31 protein-coding genes are annotated in these 26,308 nt (G+C 40.2%); 9 read left to right on the top strand and 22 right to left on the bottom strand.

The genetic code is table 11. The features are described from left to right. Window positions 1-723 precede the first annotated feature (723 nt). A complete protein-coding gene (locus C5469_RS19920; RefSeq protein ID WP_082242812.1) occupies window positions 724-1,674 on the bottom strand; it encodes an ArdC family protein in 951 nt (316 codons plus the stop codon). Window positions 1,675-2,531: 857 nt separating this feature from the next. On the opposite strand from C5469_RS19920, the gene C5469_RS19925 reads away from it, so the two are divergent. From C5469_RS19925 to C5469_RS19940, 4 genes are all read left to right on the top strand, one after another. Next, a complete protein-coding gene (locus C5469_RS19925) occupies window positions 2,532-3,194 on the top strand; it encodes a nucleotide-binding protein (RefSeq protein WP_036944392.1) in 663 nt (220 codons plus the stop codon). A gap of 75 nt (window positions 3,195-3,269) precedes the next feature. After that, window positions 3,270-3,548 (top strand): plasmid stability/partitioning protein, encoded by a 279-nt coding sequence (locus C5469_RS19930; RefSeq protein WP_070133932.1) that lies wholly within the window; start codon window positions 3,270-3,272, stop codon window positions 3,546-3,548. 5 nt (window positions 3,549-3,553) lie between these two features. Beyond that, window positions 3,554-4,012: a hypothetical protein gene (locus tag C5469_RS19935; protein ID WP_207629250.1), complete on the top strand. Its 459-nt coding sequence runs from the start codon at window positions 3,554-3,556 to the stop codon at window positions 4,010-4,012. 28 nt (window positions 4,013-4,040) lie between these two features. After that, on the top strand, window positions 4,041-4,217 hold the full coding sequence (locus tag C5469_RS19940) for a hypothetical protein (protein ID WP_164720184.1): 177 nt from the start codon (window positions 4,041-4,043) through the stop codon (window positions 4,215-4,217). 903 nt (window positions 4,218-5,120) lie between these two features. Here the strand turns inward: C5469_RS19940 and repA are convergent. The 18 genes from repA to C5469_RS20030 form a co-directional block, all read right to left on the bottom strand. Next, a complete protein-coding gene (repA, locus tag C5469_RS19945; RefSeq protein WP_228201132.1) occupies window positions 5,121-5,993 on the bottom strand; it encodes a plasmid replication initiator RepA in 873 nt (290 codons plus the stop codon). A 350-nt stretch (window positions 5,994-6,343) separates the two neighbouring features. Beyond that, the gene (locus C5469_RS19950) at window positions 6,344-6,658 is read right to left on the bottom strand and encodes a CcdB family protein (RefSeq protein WP_029403621.1); all 315 of its coding nucleotides are present in this window, start codon (window positions 6,656-6,658) and stop codon (window positions 6,344-6,346) included. A gap of 2 nt (window positions 6,659-6,660) precedes the next feature. Further along, the gene (locus tag C5469_RS19955) at window positions 6,661-6,897 is read right to left on the bottom strand and encodes a type II toxin-antitoxin system CcdA family antitoxin (protein WP_029403619.1); all 237 of its coding nucleotides are present in this window, start codon (window positions 6,895-6,897) and stop codon (window positions 6,661-6,663) included. Window positions 6,898-7,064: 167 nt separating this feature from the next. Beyond that, window positions 7,065-7,412 carry a hypothetical protein gene (locus C5469_RS19960; RefSeq protein ID WP_071434319.1) on the bottom strand — a complete coding sequence of 116 codons (348 nt, stop codon included), beginning with the start codon at window positions 7,410-7,412 and terminating at the stop codon, window positions 7,065-7,067. 89 nt (window positions 7,413-7,501) lie between these two features. Continuing rightward, entirely contained in the window at window positions 7,502-7,984 is a 483-nt protein-coding gene (locus C5469_RS19965) for a single-stranded DNA-binding protein (protein ID WP_071434325.1), read from the bottom strand. 22 nt (window positions 7,985-8,006) lie between these two features. Continuing rightward, window positions 8,007-9,221, bottom strand: coding sequence for a TraB/TrbI/VirB10 family type IV secretion system protein (locus tag C5469_RS19970; protein WP_166310223.1), 1,215 nt, complete (start codon window positions 9,219-9,221; stop codon window positions 8,007-8,009). Continuing rightward, window positions 9,214-9,660, bottom strand: a complete 447-nt coding sequence (locus C5469_RS19975) for a hypothetical protein (RefSeq protein ID WP_109949323.1) — start codon at window positions 9,658-9,660, stop codon at window positions 9,214-9,216. The genes C5469_RS19970 and C5469_RS19975 overlap by 8 nt, the downstream gene beginning before the upstream one ends. A 3-nt stretch (window positions 9,661-9,663) precedes the next feature. Next, window positions 9,664-10,578: a P-type conjugative transfer protein TrbG gene (gene trbG / locus C5469_RS19980; protein ID WP_029403614.1), complete on the bottom strand. Its 915-nt coding sequence runs from the start codon at window positions 10,576-10,578 to the stop codon at window positions 9,664-9,666. Between the two features lie 11 nt (window positions 10,579-10,589). Next, window positions 10,590-11,234 (bottom strand): VirB8 family type IV secretion system protein, encoded by a 645-nt coding sequence (locus C5469_RS19985; RefSeq protein ID WP_104891174.1) that lies wholly within the window; start codon window positions 11,232-11,234, stop codon window positions 10,590-10,592. Next, the gene (trbL, locus tag C5469_RS24120; protein ID WP_104891173.1) at window positions 11,231-12,829 is read right to left on the bottom strand and encodes a P-type conjugative transfer protein TrbL; all 1,599 of its coding nucleotides are present in this window, start codon (window positions 12,827-12,829) and stop codon (window positions 11,231-11,233) included. The genes C5469_RS19985 and trbL overlap by 4 nt, the downstream gene beginning before the upstream one ends. A gap of 12 nt (window positions 12,830-12,841) precedes the next feature. After that, window positions 12,842-13,084, bottom strand: a complete 243-nt coding sequence (locus C5469_RS19995; protein WP_109949322.1) for a hypothetical protein — start codon at window positions 13,082-13,084, stop codon at window positions 12,842-12,844. Window positions 13,085-13,093: 9 nt separating this feature from the next. Then, window positions 13,094-13,852 carry a TrbJ/VirB5 family protein gene (locus C5469_RS20000; RefSeq protein ID WP_109949321.1) on the bottom strand — a complete coding sequence of 253 codons (759 nt, stop codon included), beginning with the start codon at window positions 13,850-13,852 and terminating at the stop codon, window positions 13,094-13,096. Further along, complete coding sequence (locus tag C5469_RS20005; RefSeq protein WP_082242806.1) at window positions 13,849-16,350, bottom strand: VirB4 family type IV secretion/conjugal transfer ATPase; 2,502 nt, start codon at window positions 16,348-16,350, stop codon at window positions 13,849-13,851. Before C5469_RS20005 ends, C5469_RS20000 begins: the two co-directional genes overlap by 4 nt. Beyond that, on the bottom strand, window positions 16,347-16,667 hold the full coding sequence (gene trbD, locus C5469_RS20010) for a conjugal transfer protein TrbD (protein ID WP_032300801.1): 321 nt from the start codon (window positions 16,665-16,667) through the stop codon (window positions 16,347-16,349). Before trbD ends, C5469_RS20005 begins: the two co-directional genes overlap by 4 nt. A gap of 5 nt (window positions 16,668-16,672) precedes the next feature. Beyond that, window positions 16,673-17,032, bottom strand: coding sequence for a TrbC/VirB2 family protein (locus tag C5469_RS20015; RefSeq protein WP_070134641.1), 360 nt, complete (start codon window positions 17,030-17,032; stop codon window positions 16,673-16,675). A gap of 9 nt (window positions 17,033-17,041) precedes the next feature. Then, window positions 17,042-17,986 (bottom strand): P-type conjugative transfer ATPase TrbB, encoded by a 945-nt coding sequence (trbB, locus tag C5469_RS20020; protein WP_166310225.1) that lies wholly within the window; start codon window positions 17,984-17,986, stop codon window positions 17,042-17,044. Continuing rightward, window positions 17,983-18,522 (bottom strand): lytic transglycosylase domain-containing protein, encoded by a 540-nt coding sequence (locus C5469_RS20025; RefSeq protein WP_135180852.1) that lies wholly within the window; start codon window positions 18,520-18,522, stop codon window positions 17,983-17,985. Before C5469_RS20025 ends, trbB begins: the two co-directional genes overlap by 4 nt. A gap of 90 nt (window positions 18,523-18,612) precedes the next feature. After that, window positions 18,613-19,146, bottom strand: a complete 534-nt coding sequence (locus C5469_RS20030; RefSeq protein ID WP_157673318.1) for a S26 family signal peptidase — start codon at window positions 19,144-19,146, stop codon at window positions 18,613-18,615. Window positions 19,147-19,251: 105 nt separating this feature from the next. Between C5469_RS20030 and C5469_RS20035 the strand changes: the two genes are divergently transcribed. Continuing rightward, the gene (locus tag C5469_RS20035; protein WP_029403601.1) at window positions 19,252-19,572 is read left to right on the top strand and encodes a hypothetical protein; all 321 of its coding nucleotides are present in this window, start codon (window positions 19,252-19,254) and stop codon (window positions 19,570-19,572) included. Between the two features lie 56 nt (window positions 19,573-19,628). Further along, window positions 19,629-19,874 carry a helix-turn-helix domain-containing protein gene (locus C5469_RS20040; RefSeq protein WP_029403600.1) on the top strand — a complete coding sequence of 82 codons (246 nt, stop codon included), beginning with the start codon at window positions 19,629-19,631 and terminating at the stop codon, window positions 19,872-19,874. Between the two features lie 29 nt (window positions 19,875-19,903). Here the strand turns inward: C5469_RS20040 and C5469_RS20045 are convergent, their stop codons facing one another. From C5469_RS20045 to C5469_RS20055, 3 genes are all read right to left on the bottom strand, one after another. Next, window positions 19,904-20,908 carry a hypothetical protein gene (locus tag C5469_RS20045; RefSeq protein WP_082242808.1) on the bottom strand — a complete coding sequence of 335 codons (1,005 nt, stop codon included), beginning with the start codon at window positions 20,906-20,908 and terminating at the stop codon, window positions 19,904-19,906. Further along, window positions 20,895-23,009: an MFS transporter gene (locus C5469_RS20050; protein WP_166310227.1), complete on the bottom strand. Its 2,115-nt coding sequence runs from the start codon at window positions 23,007-23,009 to the stop codon at window positions 20,895-20,897. The genes C5469_RS20045 and C5469_RS20050 overlap by 14 nt, the downstream gene beginning before the upstream one ends. Window positions 23,010-23,781: 772 nt before the next feature. Beyond that, a complete protein-coding gene (locus tag C5469_RS20055) occupies window positions 23,782-24,012 on the bottom strand; it encodes a hypothetical protein (RefSeq protein ID WP_029403597.1) in 231 nt (76 codons plus the stop codon). Window positions 24,013-24,110: 98 nt separating this feature from the next. Between C5469_RS20055 and C5469_RS20060 the strand changes: the two genes are divergently transcribed. The 3 genes from C5469_RS20060 to C5469_RS20070 are packed head-to-tail and all read left to right on the top strand — an operon-like array spanning window position 24,111 to window position 25,713. Further along, window positions 24,111-24,677 carry a DUF459 domain-containing protein gene (locus tag C5469_RS20060; RefSeq protein ID WP_223364411.1) on the top strand — a complete coding sequence of 189 codons (567 nt, stop codon included), beginning with the start codon at window positions 24,111-24,113 and terminating at the stop codon, window positions 24,675-24,677. 2 nt (window positions 24,678-24,679) lie between these two features. Next, window positions 24,680-25,132, top strand: coding sequence for a hypothetical protein (locus C5469_RS20065; RefSeq protein ID WP_082242810.1), 453 nt, complete (start codon window positions 24,680-24,682; stop codon window positions 25,130-25,132). Continuing rightward, window positions 25,132-25,713 carry a hypothetical protein gene (locus C5469_RS20070; protein WP_029403593.1) on the top strand — a complete coding sequence of 194 codons (582 nt, stop codon included), beginning with the start codon at window positions 25,132-25,134 and terminating at the stop codon, window positions 25,711-25,713. The genes C5469_RS20065 and C5469_RS20070 overlap by 1 nt, the downstream gene beginning before the upstream one ends. Window positions 25,714-26,308 lie beyond the last annotated feature (595 nt).

A 26,308-nucleotide genomic window follows, 5' to 3' on the forward strand; every position in this document is an offset into this window, starting at 1 on the left:
CAAGAAATTTAGTGGGATTGCACGCCGGAAACGCCGAAATGCACATAATGAGTTTTAGTATTGATGCGGAACTGTGCAATAAATAGGCTTAGCGTAGGATATTTTCCGTTTTCCAAGCGGACCCCAACAGGCAGTTTTTCAAACAAACTGGTTTGAGTTCAGAGTTCCTACAACAGGGACTTTTCGCACCGTCTGGGAGAATGTTGATGAATGGGTGTAATCAAGAAATTTAGTGGGATTGCACGCCGGAAACGCCGAAATGCACATAATGAGTTTTAGTATTGATGCGGAACTGTGCAATAAATAGGCTTAGCGTAGGATATTTTCCGTTTTCCAAGCGGACCCCAAGAAGCCTGATTACATGGAAATGGTGATTCACAGTTAATCAGATTCAGTACAGAGGGCAGATCCTGATACATAGTCATAACGTTAACTCCTTTAAGCAGAAGTCACGCTACGTTGCCGAAGCAACATAACGTGACGTTGCTTCAACAAAAATGATTGGATGTAGTGCATTTAAGCCTGTACAGACCGTAGTCTGTCTGCACCGTGACAGGCATTAATTACTTTAGCATAAAAATCAGACAAAAAAACAGTAAAAGGCGACTCAATATTGACGGAGTTCTACGGTAAAAAAAGGAAAAATCCCACATCCTTTTATGTGGGATTTTGACATCCTTATGACGTTTTACAAACCCCGCGATTCGCGGGGTCTGAACCTAATCAGCACTCCATTAAATAGCGGTGCGCTTTTGAAGCTGCCGCCGCCGCTTTGAAGATGTAACGTTTATCATCACGCAATGACTTTAACCAAGAAGCGATATAGCTCTCATGCTGAACGTCGCCGGTAATGCCTAAATCGGCCATCAGAAAAGCACTTCCAAGCTCTGCGATCAGTTCTTCAAATGCGTACCCTTCCGATCCGAACCGTCCGCATTTTTCACGGTTTAAACGGCTTTTTGCCCCTGTCCAGTGAACAAGCTCATGAAGCCCCGTAGCGTAAAAGTTGGCGGCATCGGTGAATAAATGACGCTCCGGCAACCAGATTTCATCTGTAGCCGGACGGAAAAAGGCTTGCTGGCCGCGCTCGGTGATGTTCGCGCCGGTGCGCTGAAAAAGTGCTTCAACATGCGGCAGCGGATCAAACTCGCTTACCGGCTCGGCGGTGTCTTCTTCTGTGAGTGTCAGCCCGTCGATCTGCTCAACATTAAATACAGTGAACGTTTTCAGCATCGGAATTTTTTCTATCTCGCCGTCTTCAGCTTCTTTTTCTAACGTCTTGTAAAAAATGGCTGTCGTTCCGCGCTCCCCTTTACGCACCTGTGCGCCCTGCTCCTGAGCCTGCTTGTAGGTCAGCCAGCGGGAATCATTAAATCCCTGCTTTGCCGCACTGCACCATAACAGCATGATATTCATGCCGCTGTAGGCTGTACCGGTCATAAAATTTGAAGGAATACCAGACACCGAACCGTTACGCTTCCACGGACACACCCACGGTTTAACCCCCATTTCAAGGGCTTCTATAATGCTGTCTGTCACTGTCTGATAAATATCTGTTTTGGTTTTGTTCTTAGAAAATTTCGTTTTTGTGGAGCCTGACTGCTCCAGCGGGGATACGCTGGCCGCCGCTGCGGGGTTAGGGGCGCTTGTCTGGGTGTGCAGATTCATAGTCATGGTTGTTTCTCCGTCAGTGTGAATTTCGTCTTCGTATCGCCTGACGGTTCGACGCCCCGTTATCGTTCTGGTCTGCAAGGGCGCGGAGCGTTTATATACCCTTGCGGAACAGGTTGTAACGGGGAACGATTACCGGAAGCCTGATACGGAGGGGAAAGGCAACACAGGAGAAAATGACGGCCAGCACACACGGACTTAGCGCCCCTTACGCTGTAGTGGCGGAATGGTTTTGACCTTGCTTTTGATTTTGTTGTTAATCAGTAGCCTATCGACTTATCCACCGTTTCTGTGGATAACGCTATATGTTGTATCGGTCGCAGCTGACGGACATACTATATGTTGTGTCTGGCGGGGCGGGTTTCTTTCAACCGTGGGGGTGTGTTTGTGTCTGCCCCGCCACGGCCATTTAGTAAAACGCCGCACCGGAGTGACATTTTAATATTGGTGCTACAAACGAGGGGCGCGTAAGAGCCATTATGTTAAATTCAGGACTTTAGCGCCAAAAAACACTGTTACCCTGTCACACAACCGCCCTACCCGCTAAAACAGGAAGTCTTCTGTCAGAAATCCAGCCAAAACACCGTTGTTTGTTTTTTGTTAAACTTACAACAATTAAGAAACATTTTAACAAAATTATACTTCACCGTTTTTGTTCGCCCAACGCTTGATAAGTTGAGTTATGCAAACGATTAATCAAAGATTAACTTAAATTGTTATCTTTTGATTAATCATTATTGATAATCTATGATTATCTTGATATGCTTAATCATAGATTATCACTGTTTAATGTCTAAAGATTAATCATTACCGATATTCATTGATTAATCTTTGATAAATCCAAATGAGAGGTAGGGAAAATGATTATAGTTTTTGGATCAGATAAAGGTGGAGTAGGAAAAACCACAATTACGGCAAACTCAGCAGTAATGTTGCAACAAAAAACGGCGTCTGTAGCATTAGTGCGAACAGACAAAAACGAAGATTTGAACACATGGCAAAGTTTACGACGAGAACAGCCCGTCCCTGATATCCCAATTATGACTTGTTACGGAAGCAATACACATAAAGAAATAAACAAATTGCACGGCGTTACGGATGTAATATTGGTAGACACTGCCGGACATGATAGCGTCGAGCTTCGTAGTGCATTACTTGTTGCAGATGTATTTATAGCTCCTGTAAGCCCAACATCTATGTTAGAAGTTGTCACATTGAATAAATTATCATCCATTGTGAACGAAGCTAAAAAGGAAAACACAAAGCTAAAAGCCTTTGCTTTACTTAATCGCTGCCCTACTTCACCATTTAATAATGATGCAGTAAAAATCACACAATATCTTAACGATGATCCCCTGCTTCTATCCCCATTCAAAACCCGTATATCAAACTTAAAGGCTTTTGAAAAAGCCATAAATGAGGGGTTGGGAGTACATGAGCTTAAAGGTAAAAATGTAGGATCAGCCAAAGCACAATTAGAGCTTTTATTCGCTGAACTCATTGATTCTGTTCAGGATAGCTAAGAAAACAAAACAATTGAAAATCATTGATTAATCATATATGATTAATCAATGATTAGCTTTGCATTGAGGTAGATTATGGATATAAATAAATTAAAAAAACACGCGCCAATAATTGAACAGTCAGAAAGCAAGACGGTTAATGATTTTATCGCCCAAGGGGATAAAAAGCCGACAAAAAAAGCAGAATCTATCATGGTAGGTTTTCGTATGGATGAAGATACTTTAGAACGTTTAGACCGGCTGACTAACGGACTAGGGAAGAAACGTATTAACATTTTACGGGCTTCGCTGCTTGCCTTTGAATCACTATCACCTAGCGATAAGGCTAAGTTTTTAATAGAGATAATGAGGTAACTACAATGCTTGAACATAAATTCAAAACAGTTAGAGAACTTAAAGATGCGCTTAATGAATGCCCTGATGATGCCGAAATTGATATAAGTGAGCTATCTAATAACATATCAAGACACGGTTTAACCACGGTTTTTGATGGTAAAAAAGTCTTAATTTGTGAATATCACGATTATGAAATAATTAACAAATATCGTAATATATTCAGTGAGTTATCAAAAACAGAACAATCTCGTTGCGGGTGTGTCTATGAAATGTACCAACGCAACTTGAGCACAGCAATTGATGGTTATTTAAGTGAATTAACTCAAGAGGATAAAAGAAAAGTAATCCAATTGGCAAGAGCTGAATTTGATTATATATCACCAGAGGAAATAACCGAAGCTATTCGACAAAATCAAGAAGATGGTTATTGTTCACACGGTTTAGATCCTAATTGCTGCCCTTTAGGTTGTGGTGATATTTAACCCCCAAAATAACGAATGGAATAATATTATGGCTACATTTTTATTCTGGATTACTATAGTTGGCGCATTTACCGGACTTATTGGTACTTTTATTGTTTTTTTCACATCAAATAAATCTGACATAGGAAAAGATTTAGGCTTAATTGGTGCGTCGCTTACCGGTTTAGGCGTAATCAGTTTGTTGTGGATGAGAGCTTTTAATTAAATTTAGGAATCGTAACAGCGAGAGACGGGCAAAACTGGTTTTTGTCGTCGGGGTCGCTGTTGAGCAACGAACGGAGAGAGGCGGTAGGCTGAACGTCGCTACGGTGTGTAAGTGCTTTTTGTCACATCGGTGAAATTCCGCTTCCTCGGTCGTTAACTCGCTACGCTCGGCCACGTCCTGCGGCGAGCGTTACGGGTTTTTTAAGTTCTATGTTTAAAATCCTCCTCAGTGCTGCTGTAGGACCCCCTGTACGCAATTCTATTTTTTAGTCCTTCCCATTCTATGAATTTCTTTAAAAAAGTCGTCTATGTGGCTTACGTGACGTTTTTGATGCGGTGTGAAGCGTAAGTCAGCCCCTTTCCCTGCCAGACTGTGAGCGAAGCGAACCAATTACACGGAATTTAAAGCGGAGAGATTGCCGGATGGTCGGAGACAAAAGAAATGTTCAGCGATTTGCCCGCTTGCGGGTGCTAACTCAGGAGCGGAGCGACTAACCGAACCGGCGCGGCCTTATGGCCGCTGCAAGGGCGGTCATTTTTGAGTTGTCCACAGGACAACGGCTGAACAGGTTTTATTTTTAATAGAAAGAAAACATATTAGTTTAAAAGAAAGATCTAACAGATCTTTAAAAGGAAGTACGCACTTTATTTTTACCTCGTAACGCACTTATAAAATCCCTCGGCTGTCAGTTAACTGTCATACCCTCTTGCAGTTAATTGTGAATAATAGAATCCAGTATAAATACGTGCAGCAGATCACATTTTTAGTCCGGCCAAAATTGCTGTCGTTATCCCTGATTTGCTTCATCATGAACAGAACCAACAAAAGCGGGTTAATATTTAACCTTTTTTGATTAACAGACGTGCGGAATCCTCCGGCATGGCCGGATAACCGAAAAGATAATCAGGCAGGTGATGATAAGCGGGTATAATTACCCCGTGACAAGATAGTTCGTTCTGTCGTTCGTCGGGCTATTTCTCTGCGTGCAGCGGCCATATCGACAGGGAAGCGGCCAGCCGCGATTTCTAAGGACACTTCGCGTTTTACCTTAGCTTCGATTTCTTTGCGGCTGAGAATGGATTCCCGCTTTGCTCTGGCGCGTTTTAAGCCTTGTTCCCGCCGTTCCTTGTGATACTTCCTGAATCCGTCACGGACATAACGAAATGCATTAGCGGCCAATTCCATGATATCAAGACGGGGTAAGCCTTTTTTCTCGCGTCGCTGGTTTTCCCACTCCGCACGGCTGTTACGTGCCGCCGTCAGTGCTTCGGGGGAAATATCGAGGGCTTCAAACAATGCCGGTGTAAACTCAATATCTGACGGCACATTGCAGCCGATAACAGGGTCAAACTCGCTATCATAACGGATCAAACCAAAATCGTTAGCCAGTGATTCCAGCGCACGGGTAACACGGGTAATAGATAAATTTCCGTTTTCAGATTCTGTCGCCAGTCCGCACTCTATCGCAAGATTAGTGACGGAACGCTGAACACGGCCAGTTTCCCCCGCTAACGGGTCATAATGGAAACACATTGCCTGTAATAAAACATCAATCACACGGCAGCGCAGAACAGGGGGTTTACGGTGACGTTTTCCGATTGAACGGGAAAACGCAACATGAACGAGGAAATCAAAGCGATCTGTGAACCCTTGGGCTTTTTCCATCAGTTTCAGACAGAACGGAAGCGTCCCTTTATCCTTTGGTTTAACAAACAAAGGTGTCGGGTTTTTGACCTGTATGTAGTTGTTAGTTAAAGAAACATTGCGGCTAGTCACAAAGACCAGCGCTTATGTTGTTCAGAAGGAGTTGAATTTTATTACTCATCGGGCTACACTCCTCATCAGGTACAACAATACCTGATGATATTTATGGATGCCCCGATAATCTTTCTAAGTTTGGCGACTGTGAAGATTAACGGGGTTTTCGCTTTTCTGGCTCCGGTAAAACCTCAGAACCAGTTCCCTGCTGCTTTATGGCGCAACTGACCAAAAATTCATAAATCTAACCCTCGAAATCTAACACTTAATTTCATCGGGATCAATTTCAGGATCTTAAAATAGATAAGATCCTCAGTTTCGTTGTCCCCTACGGATTGATGATATTCACCCCGTAGAACAAAACCTGTTTAAATACCATCGAGAAGAAAATCAATAGCATCCTTGATCTGCTTACGATAAGAAGAAGCATCACAGAACGCAGCCCCCAAAGAACGAGCAGGAATACTCGCCATTTCATGAGTCATGACTACATACTCATTATCATCAACCAGCCTGATAAGCGGAGTCAGGCGCTCCGGTCGCATACCATTAGGGTACATTCCAACAGGTAACAGGGGGATAACAATCCTCCGGTTTAACTGGCCGATAATATCGCTTGTTACATCAATCAGCAGGGGATAAACGGCACTTTTCCCTGTATTACTATATACAGTGAATTGCATTCTTAAAATGTCCTGTATTCATCACTGAAACAGCCGTGTTCGTCGTGGAAGCGATTGAGGGCTTCCAGTGCTTCGCTGTTTTCCTCTTGCCACCTCTTGGCTTCGTACTGACGTAATTCAGCATCGAGGGCAGCGGTCAGGGTGGCGCTCAAATTAATTCCAGCCTCACGCGCACGGGTGAGCAAGGTTCGTTTTACCGTCATGGTTACGGTTTGCATTGGTCGTTGTGTTACAGCCATAAACACCTCACATCTGATACTGTTAGATTTAAACAGCCAACTAAACATACAATAGCATTAGAAAAGGTGATATAGCAAGCCTACTTAGGGGGTTCTATGCAAAATCTGAGTAAAAAACGGGTATGTAATCCCTCAGATTTTGCGCAGCGGGATATTTGGTAAGAGCCTTAATTTTTATGACTCGCTCCTGCACCATGTGAAAAAGAATTTTTATTAACGTGTTTACCTCTGTTTAAAGTATTCTTTAAAAGAAAAATACCACTGAAAGCAATAATGCAAAATGAATAGTATTTTATTATTTCAAGTGTTCCACCAAATAAAAGTTTATCCGAATCGGTATTGTGAGTTAAATAAGAAAAAAATTCAGTCGGGTTATCGGCTACAAATGAAACAAACAGAATAAACAGTGAAGCCGCATAAAATAAGGTTCCTTTGTAAAACCCTTCTAATAAACTAGAAATGATAGTGTATAAATCGTTTAGCGCTGAACTAAGAAATCTGTTAATTATGTTCATACTGATTACTCCTTAATAAATAGAACTTCATCATCATGTAAAAAATTTTAATGTTCAAAAAATAAAATAATATCGTTTCCTTATGTCATTCAGAACGGGATATCATCAGAAAAATCAAGTGGGGGTTCATTGGTCTGTTTAGCTGGCGCAGGAGCACCGCCACCGCTGAATTTTGGGGATTCTTGAGCTTGTCCACTTTGATCTGTTGCTGGAGCATCCCCATTTCGCCCCCCTAACATTTGCATTGACCCGCCGATATTAACAACAATCTCTGTTGAATAACGGTCTTGACCGCTTTGATCTTGCCATTTACGGGTTTGCAAAGAACCCTCAATATACACTTGTGACCCTTTTTTCAGGTATTCTCCGGCAATCTCGGCTAGTTTGCCGAAAATCACCACCCGATGCCATTCGGTTTTTTCCCGCATCTCGTTAGTTTGCTTGTCCCGCCACGTTTCAGACGTTGCAAGGGATAGATTCGCTACCGCACCACCATTAGGCATATAGCGGATTTCAGGATCTTGCCCTAAATTACCAATAAGAATGACTTTATTTACGCCTCTGCTAGCCATATTCTGCTCCTTATTATCTAGGTTAATGATTTGGCTGGTATTCAGGCAATATGATGTCTTTATTTACCAAGACATTAAATTTATACCCTGCTCGGATGTGTAACGTTGGCTGAATATTCAGATTTCGGCGCACGACTTCTGTACCAACGGTAGACCACTGTCTACCTATTTCAGCAATCATCTGCTCTCTTGCCGTCATACCATTGTTACCGTTATTACTATTATTGTCTGGTTGAGAAAGCTGGAACCCTGCACCAATAATCGCAAGTAACGTTGCATTACCAAAGATGCGTAAATAATGATTGTTAACCTCATCGTTAAAGCCGGATTGCCCCATGCCATCTGTTCCCCCCATATTACCAAGGGCAAGTGTTGAAGTGTCTGGGAACTGGACTCTGTTCCAGACGACTAACACGCGCTCTTGCCCCATAGCTACTTGTGAATCATAAGAGCCGATGAGTTTTGAACCTCTTGGGATCAGTATTTTTCTGCCTGTTAAACTGTCGCGCACATCTTCGGTTATCTGTGCGGTAATTAATCCTGGTAAATCAGAATTGATTTCTGTAACAAGTACAGCCGGTAAAATCATTCCGGCCTTGATTTCTGTCTGAGACAACGCGGCTTCTCTTGTCTGAGTTGAGTAGCCAAAGGTACGTTCTGTATTCACAAATTTTTCTTTGTTTTGCTGCATGTTGGCATACAATTCTCCGTTTTCCTCTTTCGAGGCGGCGGCAAGTTGCTCTGCAATTGAGGCATAGTCTGGGGCTGAACTACCACGCTCCGGACTGTTATTATCACTGAGCGCATCAACCCGCACCGTTGTTTTGCTGTTTAGTGCCTCCATATAGGCTTGTTGCTTCATCCTTAAAACATTTTCCGCAAATTGATCACGTTCCTGTGATTGAGTTTGTGTGCTATTAGATTGTGGCTGACTCACATTTGCTGTTTGTATTGTTCCAGTTGCAGATGGGGCTTTATCTGGTGTTGCAGGGGGTGTTTGTAAGTCAGTATTTTCTCTGAATCGGGAACGATACAGATTAGCCTCATAGGATGGGTCAGCAGGATCACCTGATTTATCCTTGGCATCTTCGTAACTTTGCGTTTGACTATCGGTATTAGTCCCTAAACTCATAATAGAAATAAAAACAACAAAAATAATGAGGACAGCAGCAAATCCTATCGTCATTAATAATTTTTGTTTTTTAGTGAGCTTTTTATTTTGTGAGGGGTTAGCCATGATTAACATCCTCGGTTTTATTTTGAATGGAAACCTCACCAATTTTATTTAATTGATAGTCATAAGGTTGGTTAATTCTGTATTTATCCGTAATAATTGAAAGAGAATAAATATCCGGCGTTATTTTCTTCACAATTATGCCCATATTTATTTTTTTATAGTTTATTTTGTCTTCTTTATTTGTAACGATAACAATAAAACCTTTTCGCTTTATATTTTCAATAAAAGCAGTTGCTATATTAGAATGTGAATCCTCAATATAAAAAATAGTATTTTTTGAATGAAGTTTAGAAAAAATAACATCAACGCCATATAACATTTTTTGAATACTGTTTTTCCCTATTGTTCCCTGTGTACCATCATACGATGAGATATTAGGCTTACTAACACACCCTGCTAATACCATACATACAAAGGCAAAGAATAATTTGTATTTCATCGTTTACCCCTTTGTGATGGTAACTTTTTCCTGATCACCGCCAACATCAAGTGTCAGAACAGCTTTGTTAAACAAGCGGTCAACAACAAAGGTATTATCCACATAACGATAATTAACTAATTGCTGTTTTCCTGAGCCATTAATGACAAATAATGCGGGAGTTTCCTGTAGTTTTCCATCCATTTGAATAAACACCTGAGCACCATTGTCGTAAACCCGCAACGGTTTCATTTTATTATCGCCTTTAATGGTATAATCAAAATTTATAGGGGCAAGTCCCGTTTTATTTCCGGCAAGTGAGATACTGCTATTATCTGCACCTGAATTTTGATAGTACGCATTCCACGCTTTTTGGTTTTCATCTTCTGGATAACTGAATTTGACTAATGGAGTATAGTTTTTACTGTTTGAAATTAATTTAATGTGATAAGTACGGCGGTCTGTGACGACAACTAAATCCGTTGATAGTCCTGTGTCCGTTGGTTTTATAATAACATTCGTCTGATTCCCCTGTTTTACGGGGGTAGCGTGCCAACGAACAGAATCACCTAACTGAATACCCTCATTAACAATACGTTCGCCGGATTCAAGCTCAAAAACACTGAGTTTTAGCGGTGTGGCAATAATGGCCGCCTGACCTGCTCCATATGTGTACACGACTTCCTGACCGCCATTAGAAATATACTGTTTCCCGTTAACCCATTGATTTGCTGTTTTAATCGCCTGTTGTTCTTTTCGGCTTAAAGGTAAGTCTTTACCACCTAAGAGCATTGAAGATGGCATAGCCTGCTGTGGCGTTGTTGGTTGAGAGGTTGCACCTGTATTAATCCTTTCTATATTACTGACAGAAGGCACAACAGGATCAGCTAATGCAACGCCTGAAATCAGCAATGAGGTAAATAAAATTGTTTTTTTCATAACGTTATATCCTATTTATATTCTTCTGTAATTTGCATATTTTTAAGATATAACCCGATAGGGTTATTGATAATCATTTCAGCAGAAATAGTATCTGCATACTCAACCTGAATAACCGCTGAATAGTTTCGTGACAGAACATTTTTACCATCAGGCATAGCTTTCTTTTCTACCCATTCAGCCCGCCATGTATCTTTACTTAAAGGAAGAATGGCTTTTATTTCCACCTGATTTAAAAATTTCTGATTCATCGGGTCATCAACAGAGAACATCTCCTGAACATATTTGTAAGGTTGCGAGTTGGTTTTGATGAAATAATAGACTGATTTAATAGCGTCTAATTGCGCTTCTTTATCTCCCGCATAGACTACCCGCATATTTTTGATGATCGCCGCCAGTTGCGAACGTGTAACCGCATCTTTGCTTTGCCCTAAAGATTCTAGCTGATGAACCTGCAACGGCGCGTAATCTTTATTAACTTCAACAACAAAAGGTACATATTTCACCTGAGAAGAGAAATAAATACAGCCAGAAATAGAGATAATAGCCGCGACAGCGCAAAGGATAGTCGTCCATCGGTAGAATGTAACTTGTTCTTTAGTCTTGCCTAAAAAACTGTTCCAGCCAGACGATTTTTTGAATTTATCATCACTCATTGATTTTCCCCTGTATCATTATTTCCCTTGTTAGGCGTTTTACTGTTTCCGCTACTATTATTTCCGGTGCTTTTTGCATACGGACTGGCAATAGGTTTACGTGGGCTTTCTGTGGATTGGTGACTTTGTGCCACATTATTTAACGCTGCACGGGTAATGTTTGCTGCCGTAGAGCCTCTGCCCCCTGCCGCTTTATTGAGTATTCCCTCACCAACGGATTTAGCGACGGCTTTCAGGGCTGCTCCCGTTCTGCTTTGTTGTGGTTTTCCTGATTCAGTACCCGCTGCATTGTTACCCGTATTTTTAGGCGATTGTACTTTTCCCTCTTTCACTAACTGAGCACCGGATTTCCCCCCGTTAGGCAGTGAACTACTGCCGCCGGAACCGCCCCCACCGGCAACACCCGAGCCGCCGCCTTTGCTTAACGCATTCGCTAAATCACCGCCGGAAAGTCCACCTGTAGCGGCTCCACCTCCTCCTGCTGCATTGGCCGCCCCTGCCGCTTTAAAGGCTGCGGCTCCGGCATAACAGGCAGCGGTAAATGCAGTGGCTGCGGCGGCCATTGTCGCCAGCGTACCGCCAATATTCATATTGCCGCCGCCTAAACTAGCTCCAGTTACCATTGATTGCGCCATATCGGGGATCTGTTCTGCTATAAACATCAGCATTAAAACGATACAAATCATCCCTAAACAATTGCCTAGCTCACTCATATCAAAACTATTGACATAACCCGCGATAAAATTAGTTCCAAAACCAACAATGAGTAGAGTTATAAATAATTTTATTCCACATGATAGAACATAGGTGAAATAGCGTTTTGCATAGTCACTGGTAAAAGATAACCCCCCAAAACCTAGTAGAATTATTCCTGCATAAGAGATAATCATTGTTTCTAAAATTACTTTTAGAACATAGAATGCTATTTTTGCATAAATAACAATGAGGATTAATGCACATATTAACTGTCCAAGCAAAGTAATAGGATTATAACTACCCGCTATCGTTTTACCTGCAACAATAAACCCTTGAGTAATAACACCGACGGGCGTTGCATCTGCTGACGATGCATTAGCTTTAACAGCTAATTGAGAAAAACTATCTATAATTGCATTAGTCCAATCCTTAGCGTTTATTATAAAGGCAAACCAAATACTAATAACTAAAACAAATATAACCAGCTCTTTTAATATCTCCCCCAATTCTGCACCTTTTAATATCAAAGGAATAAATAACAACACCAACCCAATAATAGCAAATGTAAACAATAAATATTTAGCAGCCTTTTCAATTGGAGCTATCCATTTATTAATCTCTTTAGTAAAGGTACTTGTAAACTTATCTACAAAACTTGGGTCTGCTTTTATTTTTCCGTATGATTTAAAATTATCAAGCTCTAAACATTTTTGTTCACTACCCTTTGAACATTCAATTGTTAATTCATTTAGTTTTTTTAAATCTTCTTGCGCTTGATTATATTTTTGTTCTGCCTCCTCCTTACTTTGCGCCATAGATTGCGCTACTTCATATTCCCCATATGCAAGTACATGGGGAATAAAAAATAACGAGAACAAAAACACAATAATTCTTATCATATAAAACCCTTATTATTGTTCTCTGGCTCGTTTAAGCATATCTATTGCTGAAGTGTTTTTTTCTGGCAAATTCACCGTAGGTGTTGAATTTATTTTCTTTGTTATTTCTAAACATTGGTTTAGAGTCTTTTCTTGTTCATTATGCAATGAATATATTTCTGTCAATTCATAATGAAATTTAACCATATAAAAACCAGACACTAAAGTTGTTAAAAAGAACACTACAGCTAACTTTGACGATAATGTAGATAACATAATCCCCCCTTAATTTTGTCTGGCATTTTTAAGAATATCAGTTGCAGAAGATTGTTTTTCAGGCACTTTAAAATCCCAATTAGAACGTTTTAAAGTATCAGCCCTTTCCACATCTTTCTCGCTTTGCTGAATGGCCGCCTGAGAGGCTAACAGGTTATTTTGCGCCATCTGCAATTGTCCCAACTGGCTGAGACTATCCAGTTGAGCATTGGCTATCTTCCCTGCTGCCTGTAAAGCAGAAACAGTTCCTGTAGAGGTATTGAGCATACGGTTATAATCCGCAACTTCGCCTTGTCTGTCGTTAAACCAATCCATTGACAAATTATTTTGTTCTAAAACCCCTTTAACAGTGTCATGATTCTGGGTGCTCCATTTGTTGAATAACTGAGGATAATTCCCATTTTTCAGCGCATCAGCAATATCAATATTTCCCATTTCACGATACGTTCTTTCAAGATCTCTTGCAGAATTGGCAATATTCTGTCCTTTTTGATAAATATCTTTAAGATCTTGAAATGTTTTTAGAATTTTTAATTTATTGGAACCAGAATTAATCAGATGTGCAGGCATACTTGCCATATCTTGTATTTGCTTATCTATAGAATCACTGATTCGCTTTATAGTATTAATTTGTTCGTTAACTTGCTCAACAAGTTGTATATTATTTAACCACTGAGTAGCTTCAGTAGCGACGCCATGCCAAGCAAGGCTATTCAGCGTTGTAAATGTGCTTATTGCAAACACACCTGCAATTAATATCTTTTTCATATTTCACCCCTTGATTTCAGTCTGTCTGTCAGATACTGCACATAGCCACTATCAACACCTTTAAAATCAAGCCACTGGTGCAGTAATTCTTCTTCACTGGAATGTTCAAAATCTAATTTATCTATCTCTTTTAAATCCTTTTTAGAGCTTGCGGCAACGGTAGCAAGTCCGATGTCACCCTCAACCATATCGAGGCTGAATGTCCGGCGAAAATCACCTTTTTTCACAAAATACTCACGCTTCGGCGTTAAATGACGGATTCTGCGGATTTCAGCGGCTTTGCAGCCAAGAATTTTATAAGCATTGATCGAAACTTCTTCCTCGGCGGCGGGGTTACTAAGAAACAGTTTTGTCGGGCAAGCCATAGCGATTTCTGAAAATACCAGCGGAAAGGCTTTTTCGATAATGTGCAGGTTCTGGGTGGAAATAACCACGGCAGCATTGCTTTTACGCCATTCACGCAGCCATTGTAAAAGGCGTTTACCCGCAACAGGTTCATCTAAAAACTTCCATGCCTCGTCAATATTAACCAGTGTCGGTCTTCCGTCGAGTTGTCGCTCAATCAGGTGGCAGAGATAAAAAAGTACCGGCAGTTTGATTTTATTGCCCCTGTCCAGTAATTCTCCATACTCAAAAACGGTAAAGTTACTGAGTGTAATTTGTTCTTGTGGCTGATTAAGCACTTCACCGTATGCCCCGCCGGAGCCGTACTGACTGAACAAATCTTTCAATTCGCGGTCTTGCAATTTTGTAATCAGTGAATCAATGTTGCGGTACTGGCCGTCCTTATTATCCATTCTTGAGACAATTTTCAGGGCTTCATTCAGTTTTTTAACTTTTTCAGAATCCAGCTTTACGCCGTTAATTTCGGCAATATCCTGTAACCACTCAAACGCCCATATAAACTCACTCGGTTCATCTATACGCGCCAGCGGTGCAAAGTTAAGAGAATGCTCGCCCGTCATAATATCGTAATACTTTCCTCCCGATAGTTTGCAGAACACTTTTGCAGAACGTCCCTTATCAAAGGTAAATACCTGAGAATCAGGATACCGGTCATATTGAGAAGAAATTAATGTGACTAATGATGATTTCCCTGCACCTGTTTTACCGCCGATAATGCCGTGTCCTACATCGTCCTCATGCAAATTAAGATTAAACTCGGAGTTACCCGTTGTACTGACCTTCATCAGCGGCGGACTGTCCGGCGGAAAGAACGGGCAGGGTGATGTTTCTTCGCCCGTCCACAACGTGGAACAGGGCACTATATGCGTCATATTTCCGGTATGTAAAAGGGGGCGTCTCACATTCTCATAGGTATGAGACGGCAGACTGCCAAGGTAGGCATCCATTGCATTAACTGTCTCAATTCTTGCATTAAAATTGACGACATTTTTAATCGTGGTACGGATAAGATTTGTCGTTTCATCCAAACGGTCAATATCTTCATCCATAATCACTATTGTGGGCGTAAGATACAGATAGCGAACCGTATTTGAGTTATTTTCACCTTTAGCAATCTGTGCATCCTCTTTCATCGTGGCTGCATCATAATTAATATTATCGCTGTGTTTACCCATAAGTTGATCGACAAATCCACGAACTTTCTGCCCCCAACTTTTACGGTATTTTTCAATTTGCTTATCCGCATCTATCGGATCAAGAAATATGGCGCGGGTCGTCCAGCGATACTCACAAGGTAAATTTGATAACGATTGCAGCATCCCCATCACTGAACTTGCCGGATAAGCATCAATGCAAAGCACACTGATATATTTATTACCAATTTTAAGACGAGGCTCAGTATAAAAATCATCCGTAGACAAAACAGCATCAAGAAACTGATTATCCGGATGAATGACCGGATAATTATCACCACTGATACAATGATTGAAATATTGGACTAAATCATTATAAACAACACCTGTAGCGTTATCATGGCGTACCCCAAGCCGGTGCAGAGTAAATGTTCCGCTTAATTGTCCGCTGAGTTCTGAAATAACGCTTTCAAAGTATTCAATGTGTTTATCTGTTAATGATTTTGATTTTTTAGTGCCGGATTCGTCGGTAACAAAGAAATCACTTAACCGACTTTTTGACATACTTTCAGGTAAATAAGTAATGGAAAATGAAAGCACACTCGAAAAATGCGCCCCTGCGCTTTCCCATTTGATCCGGCGTTCTTCATCAATTAATTTATTCAGTAATGACGTAAAATGACTTTTTTCCGGCTGCGGATATTCTGAGGTTTCACTCCTTATTACCGTAAAATGCAATGTGATACCTGTACCCAACCGGAGATAGGCAGCATTAAGTGCATTAACCAAGTCATTTAATTCAGAATTATCAGAATTTTCATAATCCCAACAGGTATAAACTAATCCGGCAGTCAGTGAACCATCTTTACCCAACATTAAGTTGGGAGTGATCATCACGCCAAAATTCAGTAAGTCAGCAAAAGAAAGTGATGTATTGTATTGTTTTTTATATAACTTCATTGTTTTTTCCTTCTGAATTTTGCACCAGTTGCAAACGGTGTGCTCCTTGCAGGGTAATAATAACGATATCGGATAGCCCGCTGAAAAATCAGCGACATGAAAGGATCGGCTTTCGCCATACGTCGCAACAGGTAAACCCCCACGCAGAAAACAACAAGACCCGCCCCCGCAATATAGAGGTTATAAGAAGAAAAAATCATAACGGCAGCAATTAAGCCCAAGCAATATAACGGTTTACGTTCACACCCAAAGACTAAATCAGGACGATTTAACGAGCGGTGAATAATAAAACTAACCAGCGGCTCTTGTGTTTTCATGGCGTTTACACCATAGACAGAGGGATCAATGCACCGTTACCCTGCCACATGTTGATAACCACACTTGCCCCTAAAATTATAGAGATAACCAGAACCACATAAACGATACGCTTGGTGAAATCAGACATTTCACCGCCCCAAATCAGCATCATTCCCGCAACGCAAATCCCGAGAAAGGAAATAGCCCCCGCTACGGGGCCGGTTATGCTGTTTTTGATTTTCTCAAGCGGACTTTCCCAAGGTAAACCTTGCGTCTGACCTGCCATTGCATGACTGCTTAACAACATACAGACCAGTAGCAATGCACCTAACACTATCAGTTGCTGGGTCAGTCTCGACTGGCTATAGTAATATTTCTCTAACATAGTTTTTCCTTAATTAACATAATCAAGCACAAATTCACTGCCGTTAAATTCTGTCACATTTGCGACTTCTTTGACTACCCGAACACCTTGTTCCCGTTTCAGGAAAATAACACCGTCAATCGCCCGTCCAATCAGCCGGTTCACCCTTTCTGACATATTAATCCCGCTTTCTTCAATCAGATCGTAAAGGCGGTCAAACCCCTCAAGGGCACTGTCGGCATGAATGGTACATAACCCTCCGTCATGCCCTGTATTCCATGCTTTCAGCATAGATAACGCCGCTGCATCAACAACTTCACCAACAATAATACGGTCAGGGCGGTAACGCATCACACCGCGCAGTAACTGATTCATCGTCACATCCATTGTTTCAATCAGTTTTGAATAATTTTTTGCGCGGCACTGGATTTCGTCCAGCGTTTCAAGAATGACGATACGATCATCAGGTGTAAATTGTGCCATCAGGTCAATAAAGGCATTAGAAAAAGATGTTTTACCGCTACTGGTTCCGCCGACGACTAAAATATTTTTACGTTCTTTCACCCATGCAACCATCGTCGATTTCTGATTTTCGGTTAATTTAAAATCATCAAGAGAGAATATTTTTTTAGGTTTTTTACGGATAGCAAAGGTGGGCGCACTTGAAACGGGGGGATAGAACCCCTCAAAACGCGCATCATTAATAAGCAACGTTCCCTCAAGGCAAGGGTGGCGATTATCTATTGTTTTCCCCATGCTGTGTGCAATGGTGGCAAATAATGATTGAGCGTTATATAACGACATTTCGCCAATACTGAACATTGGCTTACCGATCTGTTCAACCCATATATTACCGTCAGGATTGAGCATGATTTCAATAGTGGTTTCATCCCTGAGATAAGGCGCAATAATATCGAACTCCCGCCAAAACATTTTGGCAAGGTCACTGATTTTTTTATCATCACCCGTATTCATAAATCATCCCCGTAAAAAGAGTCTGCATTAAACCCTACACTGGAATCTGCGTTATAAGGAGTGACAACCGTTTTTGCCAGTGAACCGGAAATGTTTCTTCCCACATACTTACTGACGTAACCATTTTTAAATCCGTTAACGTCATTACCCGTATTGTAAATACTCAATGATTTCATCAGCCGGTCGTTCTGGTGTTCTTTGGATGAAGTCATGTTCCATGCAGAAAGTAAAATTGTTGCTCCGTACTTCACATTATTGCAGGGTTCAAAAACAGAGCCTAAATCAGTATCAGTAATACCCAACATTTTAAAATTGCGGCTATTTACCTGCATTAAACCCACATCAACAGAATAGCCTTTTGCTATCCAGTATTGTGTCGCTGCAACGGCATCAGCCACGTTTTTCGGTTTAGGCTGGCTTCCGGCGGACAGCTTATTGACATTAACGGCAAAAGGATTACCGCCACTTTCAACCATAATAATTTTCTGTAACGTATCTGCGGCTATCTCCGGCGCACATGCAGACACACTCGGCATATCAATCAAGAGAACTCCTTTATTCAGGTGATAGCTACCGCATAAGGCGGTTCTATCAGCCCCACAGATAAAAAATTTTCACCTTAAAAATCAGTCAAATAAATAAAAAGGTCTGATTTTTGCGGTAATATTCCGGTCTGTTACTACACCAAAATAACGACTGTCAAAAGACAGATTATTTTGATTGGCGACAACGATATACTCCGTTGATTTTAATAGAATTTCCCTATCGATAATGTTCCACTGCTTAATTTTCCTGGCAATTGGCGCGGTATTCGGGACTAAAACATCATTAACAACAATGCCTTTATGGGTCACTGTTACCCTGTCCCCCTCAGTTGCTACGATTTTTTTGAGTAACGGTGCTGAATGCCGGCAACCTAAACCATCAGCAATGATGTGATGATCAACAGACCATCTTGCTATCTCATCATCGAGACAAACCAAAACCGTATCATTTTTTGTATAAGATGCTGGATAACTTTTGAAGTACACTCCTAACGGCATACTTTTAGTAAAATTGACAACGAAATAATGCTGATAAAGCATAACGCAACCGGACAAAACGCCGAAAAAGAGAAGGGTATTTAAAAACTTACGTTTCAGTGTATTGTTTGTGATCACAATCCGTACCCATAAGCTGCGTGAAAAGTAGTATAGGGTTAACATTGTTACCAAATACTGTATTATATATAAAATACAGTACACCAACACCAAAGACAATAATTTATGAAAAAAAATTTTTTTGAATACATAGAAGAAGCAAAAAAGCTAACTATTTGTGATAGTTACCGAAAAATAGCCCAATATCTGGACGCTCCACCGATAAAAATTTCACAATGGAAACAGGGAAAAGGCTATGTCTCTCCCGCAGAATGCGCACACCTCGCAAGATTACTGGGGATCACAACAGAAGAAATTGCCTATGTAATCAAGGCAGAAAGAGAAGAAATCCCTGAAAAAAAAGAATACTGGTACAAAGAGGCTGAGATTTTTTCACGCCCGATAAACCCCCCTGAATCATTAAAACTGAAAAACAAAAAATCTTAATATCATTAAATAAATTAAAAATTTTTTTTTGGCAGACTTCACCAAAGGAGTTTGCCATGATCCCCGAAAGACTAAAAACCGCCAGAAAAAAAAGACATTACACACAGGAGCTGCTGGCTATAAAAGCAGGTATAGATGAAAGCACAGCGAGTTCACGAATCAGCCAGTATGAAAACGGCTACAGTGTCCCCTCTTATCAGCTAATGCAAAAAATAGCGTCTATATTACAGATCCCAACCTGTTACTTTTATTGCGACGATGAAGAATTGGCTGATTACCTGATTAACTATTATCGCCGGTAATCAGTCAAAACCTGTTTCTGCGCACGGTTCTATAAATTTAAGTGAACAGGCTTCCCTGCACACCATGCTGAAAGGCTGGTATGACAGGCATCAGCATTCGCCAGCCAGAATTTGTAATCATCCTTTGTCGGAGTCAGGTTAATCAGCACCCCGTCACCTGAATACGGCATCGGCTCATTGATCACAACTGGCACTTCCCTGTTCAGAATACCGGTTAACCACGCTTCCGGTGTCAGTTGAGCCTGTGCTGCGTGTCGCTGCCAGCGTTGCCACACCTCATTTGGCAGCTTCATCTCGACTCTGACACCGGATTGCGGAAACGCCGTCAGATAGGCTTCATATTCGGCTCGGGTGGCAAACAGAAAACGCCCTGTATACGTTCTGACATCAGTCAGAATGCCTTCAATCATCAGTTCATCAAAACTGTAAAACAGGGCTGCCGCTTTATCCCGCATAGCTGAATCAGGCAGGATATACATCACGGTATTAATAATGGGGTCATTACGGCGCATCCGCAGACAGTAGTTCCGAAAAATATCACGGTAACGTTTTTGGCTTTTAAACGTGCGTTCGACTTCTGCCGCAGTGCCACCGTACCAGTAATCCATAATTTTATCCGGCAGATGCAGATAGCGGACTTTCGCCCCTGCTTTCATCAGCAACGCCGTGTAGTTCTGCATTTCCAGTGTATGCAGCAGGGCTGACGGGGCATGAGCACGGCGACTTAATCCGTTGAACCGTGGTGTAATACCAAGTTCTTGTTCAGCAAAAGCCTGACCTTGTGCTGTCAGATGATAAAACCGTTTGGTTCTGCCAAGAAATCCATCCTCGAAATAGGTAACTAATTCATTATTTATCAGGTTTTTAAGTAACAAATAGATTTTTTGGTTTGCGGAAAAATCAAACAAACGGCTCAGACTGTCAATAGTAACGCTGCGTTCCTGCGCCAAAAAACTTAATATCTTATGTTGATTAAATTGGCGTTGTTCCAGTCGCTTTTGATTACTCAATGAACCGTAATCAGCTATGCTCATGATAATTATCTCCGTGATTATCATCTGGCATGATTAATTCAGCCATAACAGAATCTACCCTATCCGCATCTACAGCACTGTTTACTCGTTCACGGTTAACCATCGTGCCGGATTGCGGATTATCAACAGGTTTTGTATTTCTGTTATTTTTCACTTTTTTATCGCTTGCAGTTTTCGGTTTATCATTTGTTTCTCTGATACTGGCTAAAAACTCACGGGAAGAAATCGCTTGTGTTTCAAATGAAGTAACGCATTTATCACTTTTTTCGACAAGGATCGGACTGCTGTACGCGAGCCTAGCCAGTTGTCCGTCCCCCACTATTAACCCGCAACGTGACGGAAGATTTTGAATAACTGAAATATCAATATAATTAGCTTTCTGCTTAAATATTGTCGCTTCTTTTGAAGCCATTTCAACATTAGACTGATTAACAGAAAGATTACGACGCTCTACATCTACCAGACCACCCGCTGTAAAATCACTCGCCCATTTTGCACTCTCATAATTATCTGTCCGGTAAATCCAGCGTAGCCCTGCACTATCTTCAATCACTTTCCTTGCAGTTTGCCCGTCAATTTCTTTGGTGGAAACCTCTAAATCACCTCTGGATTGATGGGTAAAAAGAATATTGGCCTTCTTATCTCTGAGCGTCCCCATTGCTTCAAGAGCACTTTTGGAAATAAGATATTTAATTTCATCAAGCATAATATTTACGTGGGTAACATCTTTATTTCTGTTTCTTTTTTCAAGGATTTGCACCATCCGTAAAAAGAGCATTTTTTGTGCCTTAACAACAACCTCATCACGCAGCGAACCTGTGATATAGATAATCTTTTTATTTTGGTTATTCAGTATATCGACTAAATCAATGCCATCATGAGCACTGATAGAATCTAATTGTCCCAATTCTTCAAGAAGATTAAAAAAGTTTTCGCCAGTCCGGTCATATGATTTTCGGAAATTTTCATTTAAAGCGATGCTTAACAGTCCGCGCAAATCTGTACCTTGTGTAAAATTCTGTGATAAATCACGGCATACCTTTCTGTCGCCAGTCTTGTAGAAATCGGCATCAGTTCCTTTTTCACCCAAGCCAAAACTGGCAACTAACAATTCGTTAATTTCATCAGAATTAGCCCCTTTAAATGGATTAACCTGTGGCAACTGCCCCCGATTTAAATCAATATAGAGTAAATCATCTTTAAAGAAATGCTTAAATACATGGTATGCCCACTCATCATTTTTAGGGTCAAAAATAATATTAATATCGTTATATAACTCCACACACTGAACAAGCGCAACGGTAGAAAGAACCCCCTTACCACTCCCCATTTTACCAATCACCTGAATATTTGTTTCATCCCATTTTAACTTAGGGATTAATATTGGCTTGTTGTTTTCGTCGATCCCCAAGAAAATACTTTTTTTACTTTTAGCCTCATGAAAGTAATCAACAGGATTATAATTAATACTGTCTTTAAAATTAAAATTTCGAATATCGGTTAGTTTATCATCTCTCATTTTTGAAGATTCGCGCCGTGAAATCGCTTCTTCATTAAAAATTAAATCTATCTCTCCGAAAAATGGTTTAATAAATGAATGGTATAAGAATGCACTAACAATATAACCAACAAGCGAACCAACTAAAATAATTGATAATCCATACATATTAGTTTTAGTTAAAAGATAATATTGTGCTTTGTAAGGTGTAATCACATAATCAATATCAAAAAAAGCAGAAATCAGAGTAACAATAAAAAATGCAGCCATAAAAGCTATAATAAAAATCAGCAGTATTTTAATAAAAAAACCAGCCTGTCTTAAAAGCAATAACGAAAAGTAAGGTTTGTCATATTGCATAGATGCAAACACGCCACGTTTTTGACGCTTACCATTAACCTCTACATTCCTTGAATCTTCTCTGTCATCATCAGACATTCCGATGAAAATAACATGATTTAAACTTCTGACAATGATACTGACAATCAAAACAAAGAAAGCCCAAATGACGAAAAGCACTAACCAGTGATGATACAAAAATACAGATGAAAAGTTATCAATCACATAACCAAACTGCCTGAATCCATAAAGCCCCTGCTCCATAATTCACCCTGCGCCATCAGATTACAATAGAATAAATGTAAGTTAAGGGATCGATTAAATCAACAAAAACTGAGCACAATCTGGACAGCGACACGGAACTTGATGTTCAGTTTTTTTTCTTCAATTTTGAAAAAATTGCTAAGAAAAAAAATGAGTGAGACAACTTGCCGCTGTGTGTATAGCGGCTTGTGTCGTCGAACTCATCATCAGCCGTCGCGCCAAAAGCGACGATGATGACGGTTTCGGGGGGAGCCAAAAAGGGTAATTGCGCCCACGCAATTGAGCGCGACCTAGCGCGACCTTTTTGGGGGGCAGCGCCCCCGCACACCGTCACGAGTAAGGATATTTTGCGGCTTTATCGCAAAATTCCGCGCGACTGACCACCCTCAAAAAAGCCAGTTTTCGGTGAATTTTCGGCAGTATCGAAAATGAGCCGTTAAAAACGGCGTCTTTTTGGGGGTGGTCAGTCGTGGAACGACTGACGGTGTGCGCCTCTTTTGACCTTGAGGGTTTTGACCGACGTTCAGGAGGTCATTACCCTCATTGCCGGTAACGGCAACATTTTTGTTGATTTATCAGAATGATAAATCAATGCAGTTGACAGGGATAGATTAACTATCTATCCCTGTCATGCGGATCTATGTATATCCGCACATTTTTAGCTTGTTGACTCATTTGTTGACAGTAAAACAACAAGTGAGTCAACAAGTAGACCAACAAGCAATCAGCTATTTACACGCAAAAAAAGAGCCTTTACAGGCTCTTTTTTTTGCTACTTTTTACTGCCAAAAAGCAGATCTAAATTTTCCTTTCCGAGTAAATTCTCAAGCTCCTGTCTCTTATCATCGAGAATTTTTTGTGCTTTTTCAGCGTTCATCTGTGACTCAAGTTTATCAATTCTTGTGATTAACTTTTCTCGTTTTTCGTCTAATTCAGTGAGTTTACTTTTTAAGTTTTCTATCTTTTCTTCAATAGCATTATTTGGTTTGTTCACATTTTCCATACATCACCTATTGATTTTCCGGCAGGTTTAATACTTACTTATCAGTAAGTGCAAAGATGGCTATCTAACATCAATCACAAAAAAAAGGCAATGCAATAATGAAGATATTGATTTTTTTAGTTTTGATGATTATGTCAAACACATCATTCTCAAAATCACTTTTTATCGGTGATTCTCTGACTTACAGTCTGGCATCAAGTTTTTCAAAAATCGAACCTGTAGATGCGAAATTTTTAGAAAGTACAGGACTGAAATCCGATAACATTCTTAGCTGGACTGACTACATAGAAACAATGGATTTAAGCAACTATGACAGAATATATATTGTGTTAGGTATCAATGATATGATAAACGAAAATGATGAAATACTTTATCAAGACCGTGTAGATACCTTTATAATGTCACTATTAAATAAAAATAAAAATATTATCTGGTTACTTCCTCCGGTACTTAAAAACGCAAAGCATGAGTCTATGTTGCTTTACACAAGGTCAATCATCAAAGCTGCATGTATTGAGCACAGTGTAGATTTTTTTGATATGCGTGATGTACTGGGTTATAACTTTATGCAGACAGTGAATGACAGAAACATCAGAACAGATGATGGCATTCACATTACCCCGTATGGTGCAGACAGGGTGATCACTAACTTGCTATTGAGGTGAATATGTTCAGATTAGCCACACCAGAGGATTACGAATATTTACCGGATATCGGATTATATGAACTGACGTTTGATAAACGTCCGGTGCAGGGCGTTCGATGTGAAGATCCAAAACAGGGAGCCGCAGATTACAATAATTTCAGAAAAAAATTCAAGGCAGTTATTCACAAAGAAAAACAACGCCGGAAAAATTTTTATCAGCTCACTGAGATTTCTTGGAATGCCGTTTTTGATTGGGCGATTGAGCGGGGAACACAGGAAGAATGTCGTTTATTACAGGCAATGTATCATGCCGAAAATAACAAAAAATATCAGCAACTACTCCTTGAATTAAGCAAACACTACGGGTTTATCAAAGAATCAAATTTACTCATTCCATTGGGATTGATACTTTGCAACCAACGGATCGCAGATACAGAAAAATTAATTGCTAACAGCGTTAAGGCAGGTATCTGATGGAACGGACAACAATTAATTTCAGGATTAATGATGATGCGCTACTAGCGCAATTTAATCACGCAATGGCTAAAGAACAGAAAAAATATAAATTCGCCACTGACGGGATAAGAACTATAAAAGATTTAGAAATTATTTTCACTGCCTCAAAAATTAAAAATTTCAGAGATAACGAACATTACCTCATAGCGTCACTGGCACAAAAACAATCCCCTTTAATACTCAATGTATTGAATGAATTAAAAGATAAATTTGAAAAAATCTATCAGGAAGAAAGAAACATCACAGGTCAAATAATCTTTTTCAAAAAGATATTAGAACAAGTTGAATATCACGATAAAACACAAGATATTGATGTATTAATTTCACCTCACGTTATGTTGTTTATTAATATTACAGCGTTGGCTGACAATATCATTAAACAATTAAGAGTCCAGTATTTGAATGGCTCTATAGATGAAACCACCTTACTGATAAAAAGAAATAAAATACTGAAACAATATGCCGCTTTACGTGAAAAATTGCATGAAATGAAGCAGGAAAGGAAAAAATTGTTTAAAAAAGTGAAAGATAACTTATAAAAATAAAGGGAAAGCATTAGCTTTCCCTTTCATGCACTTAATCAGTTAGAAATGATCTAAGTGTTGGCGTATTTGTTCGACAAGATATTCTGCTTCAAGCGAACTTATCTTATCAGTAAACACGGTATAGGCAATGAGATTGACAATACCTGTTTTCATGTTAATACGTGCATGTAATATCATGTGATCGTGGTAAAAAACCTTAATCAAACGATTGAACCTGTCAACGTAAGACAAATTCCATTCATGCAAATTACCTGCTGATTTATGCGCAACAATAAATTCGACAAACGAGTTTTTGTCCGCGATACCCTGAGCACAAGAAGGGGTCCGCTTGGAAAACGGAAAATATCCTACGCTAAGCCTGTTTTTTGTACAGATTGATATCAACTGATCGTAACGGACGGTATTTTCCAGCTCCTAACTTAAGATTATTACGCCAGATGTAATCTCCACTCAGATTGATATGGGGTCCGCTTGGAAAACGGAAAATATCCTACGCTAAGCCTGTTTTTTGTACAGATTGATATCAACTGATCGTAACGGACGGTATTTTCCAGCTCCTAACTTAAGATTATTACGCCAGATGTAATCT

Origin of the sequence: Photorhabdus cinerea, assembly GCF_011189575.1 — a bacterium.
Taxonomy (GTDB): Bacteria; Pseudomonadota; Gammaproteobacteria; order Enterobacterales; family Enterobacteriaceae; genus Photorhabdus; species Photorhabdus cinerea.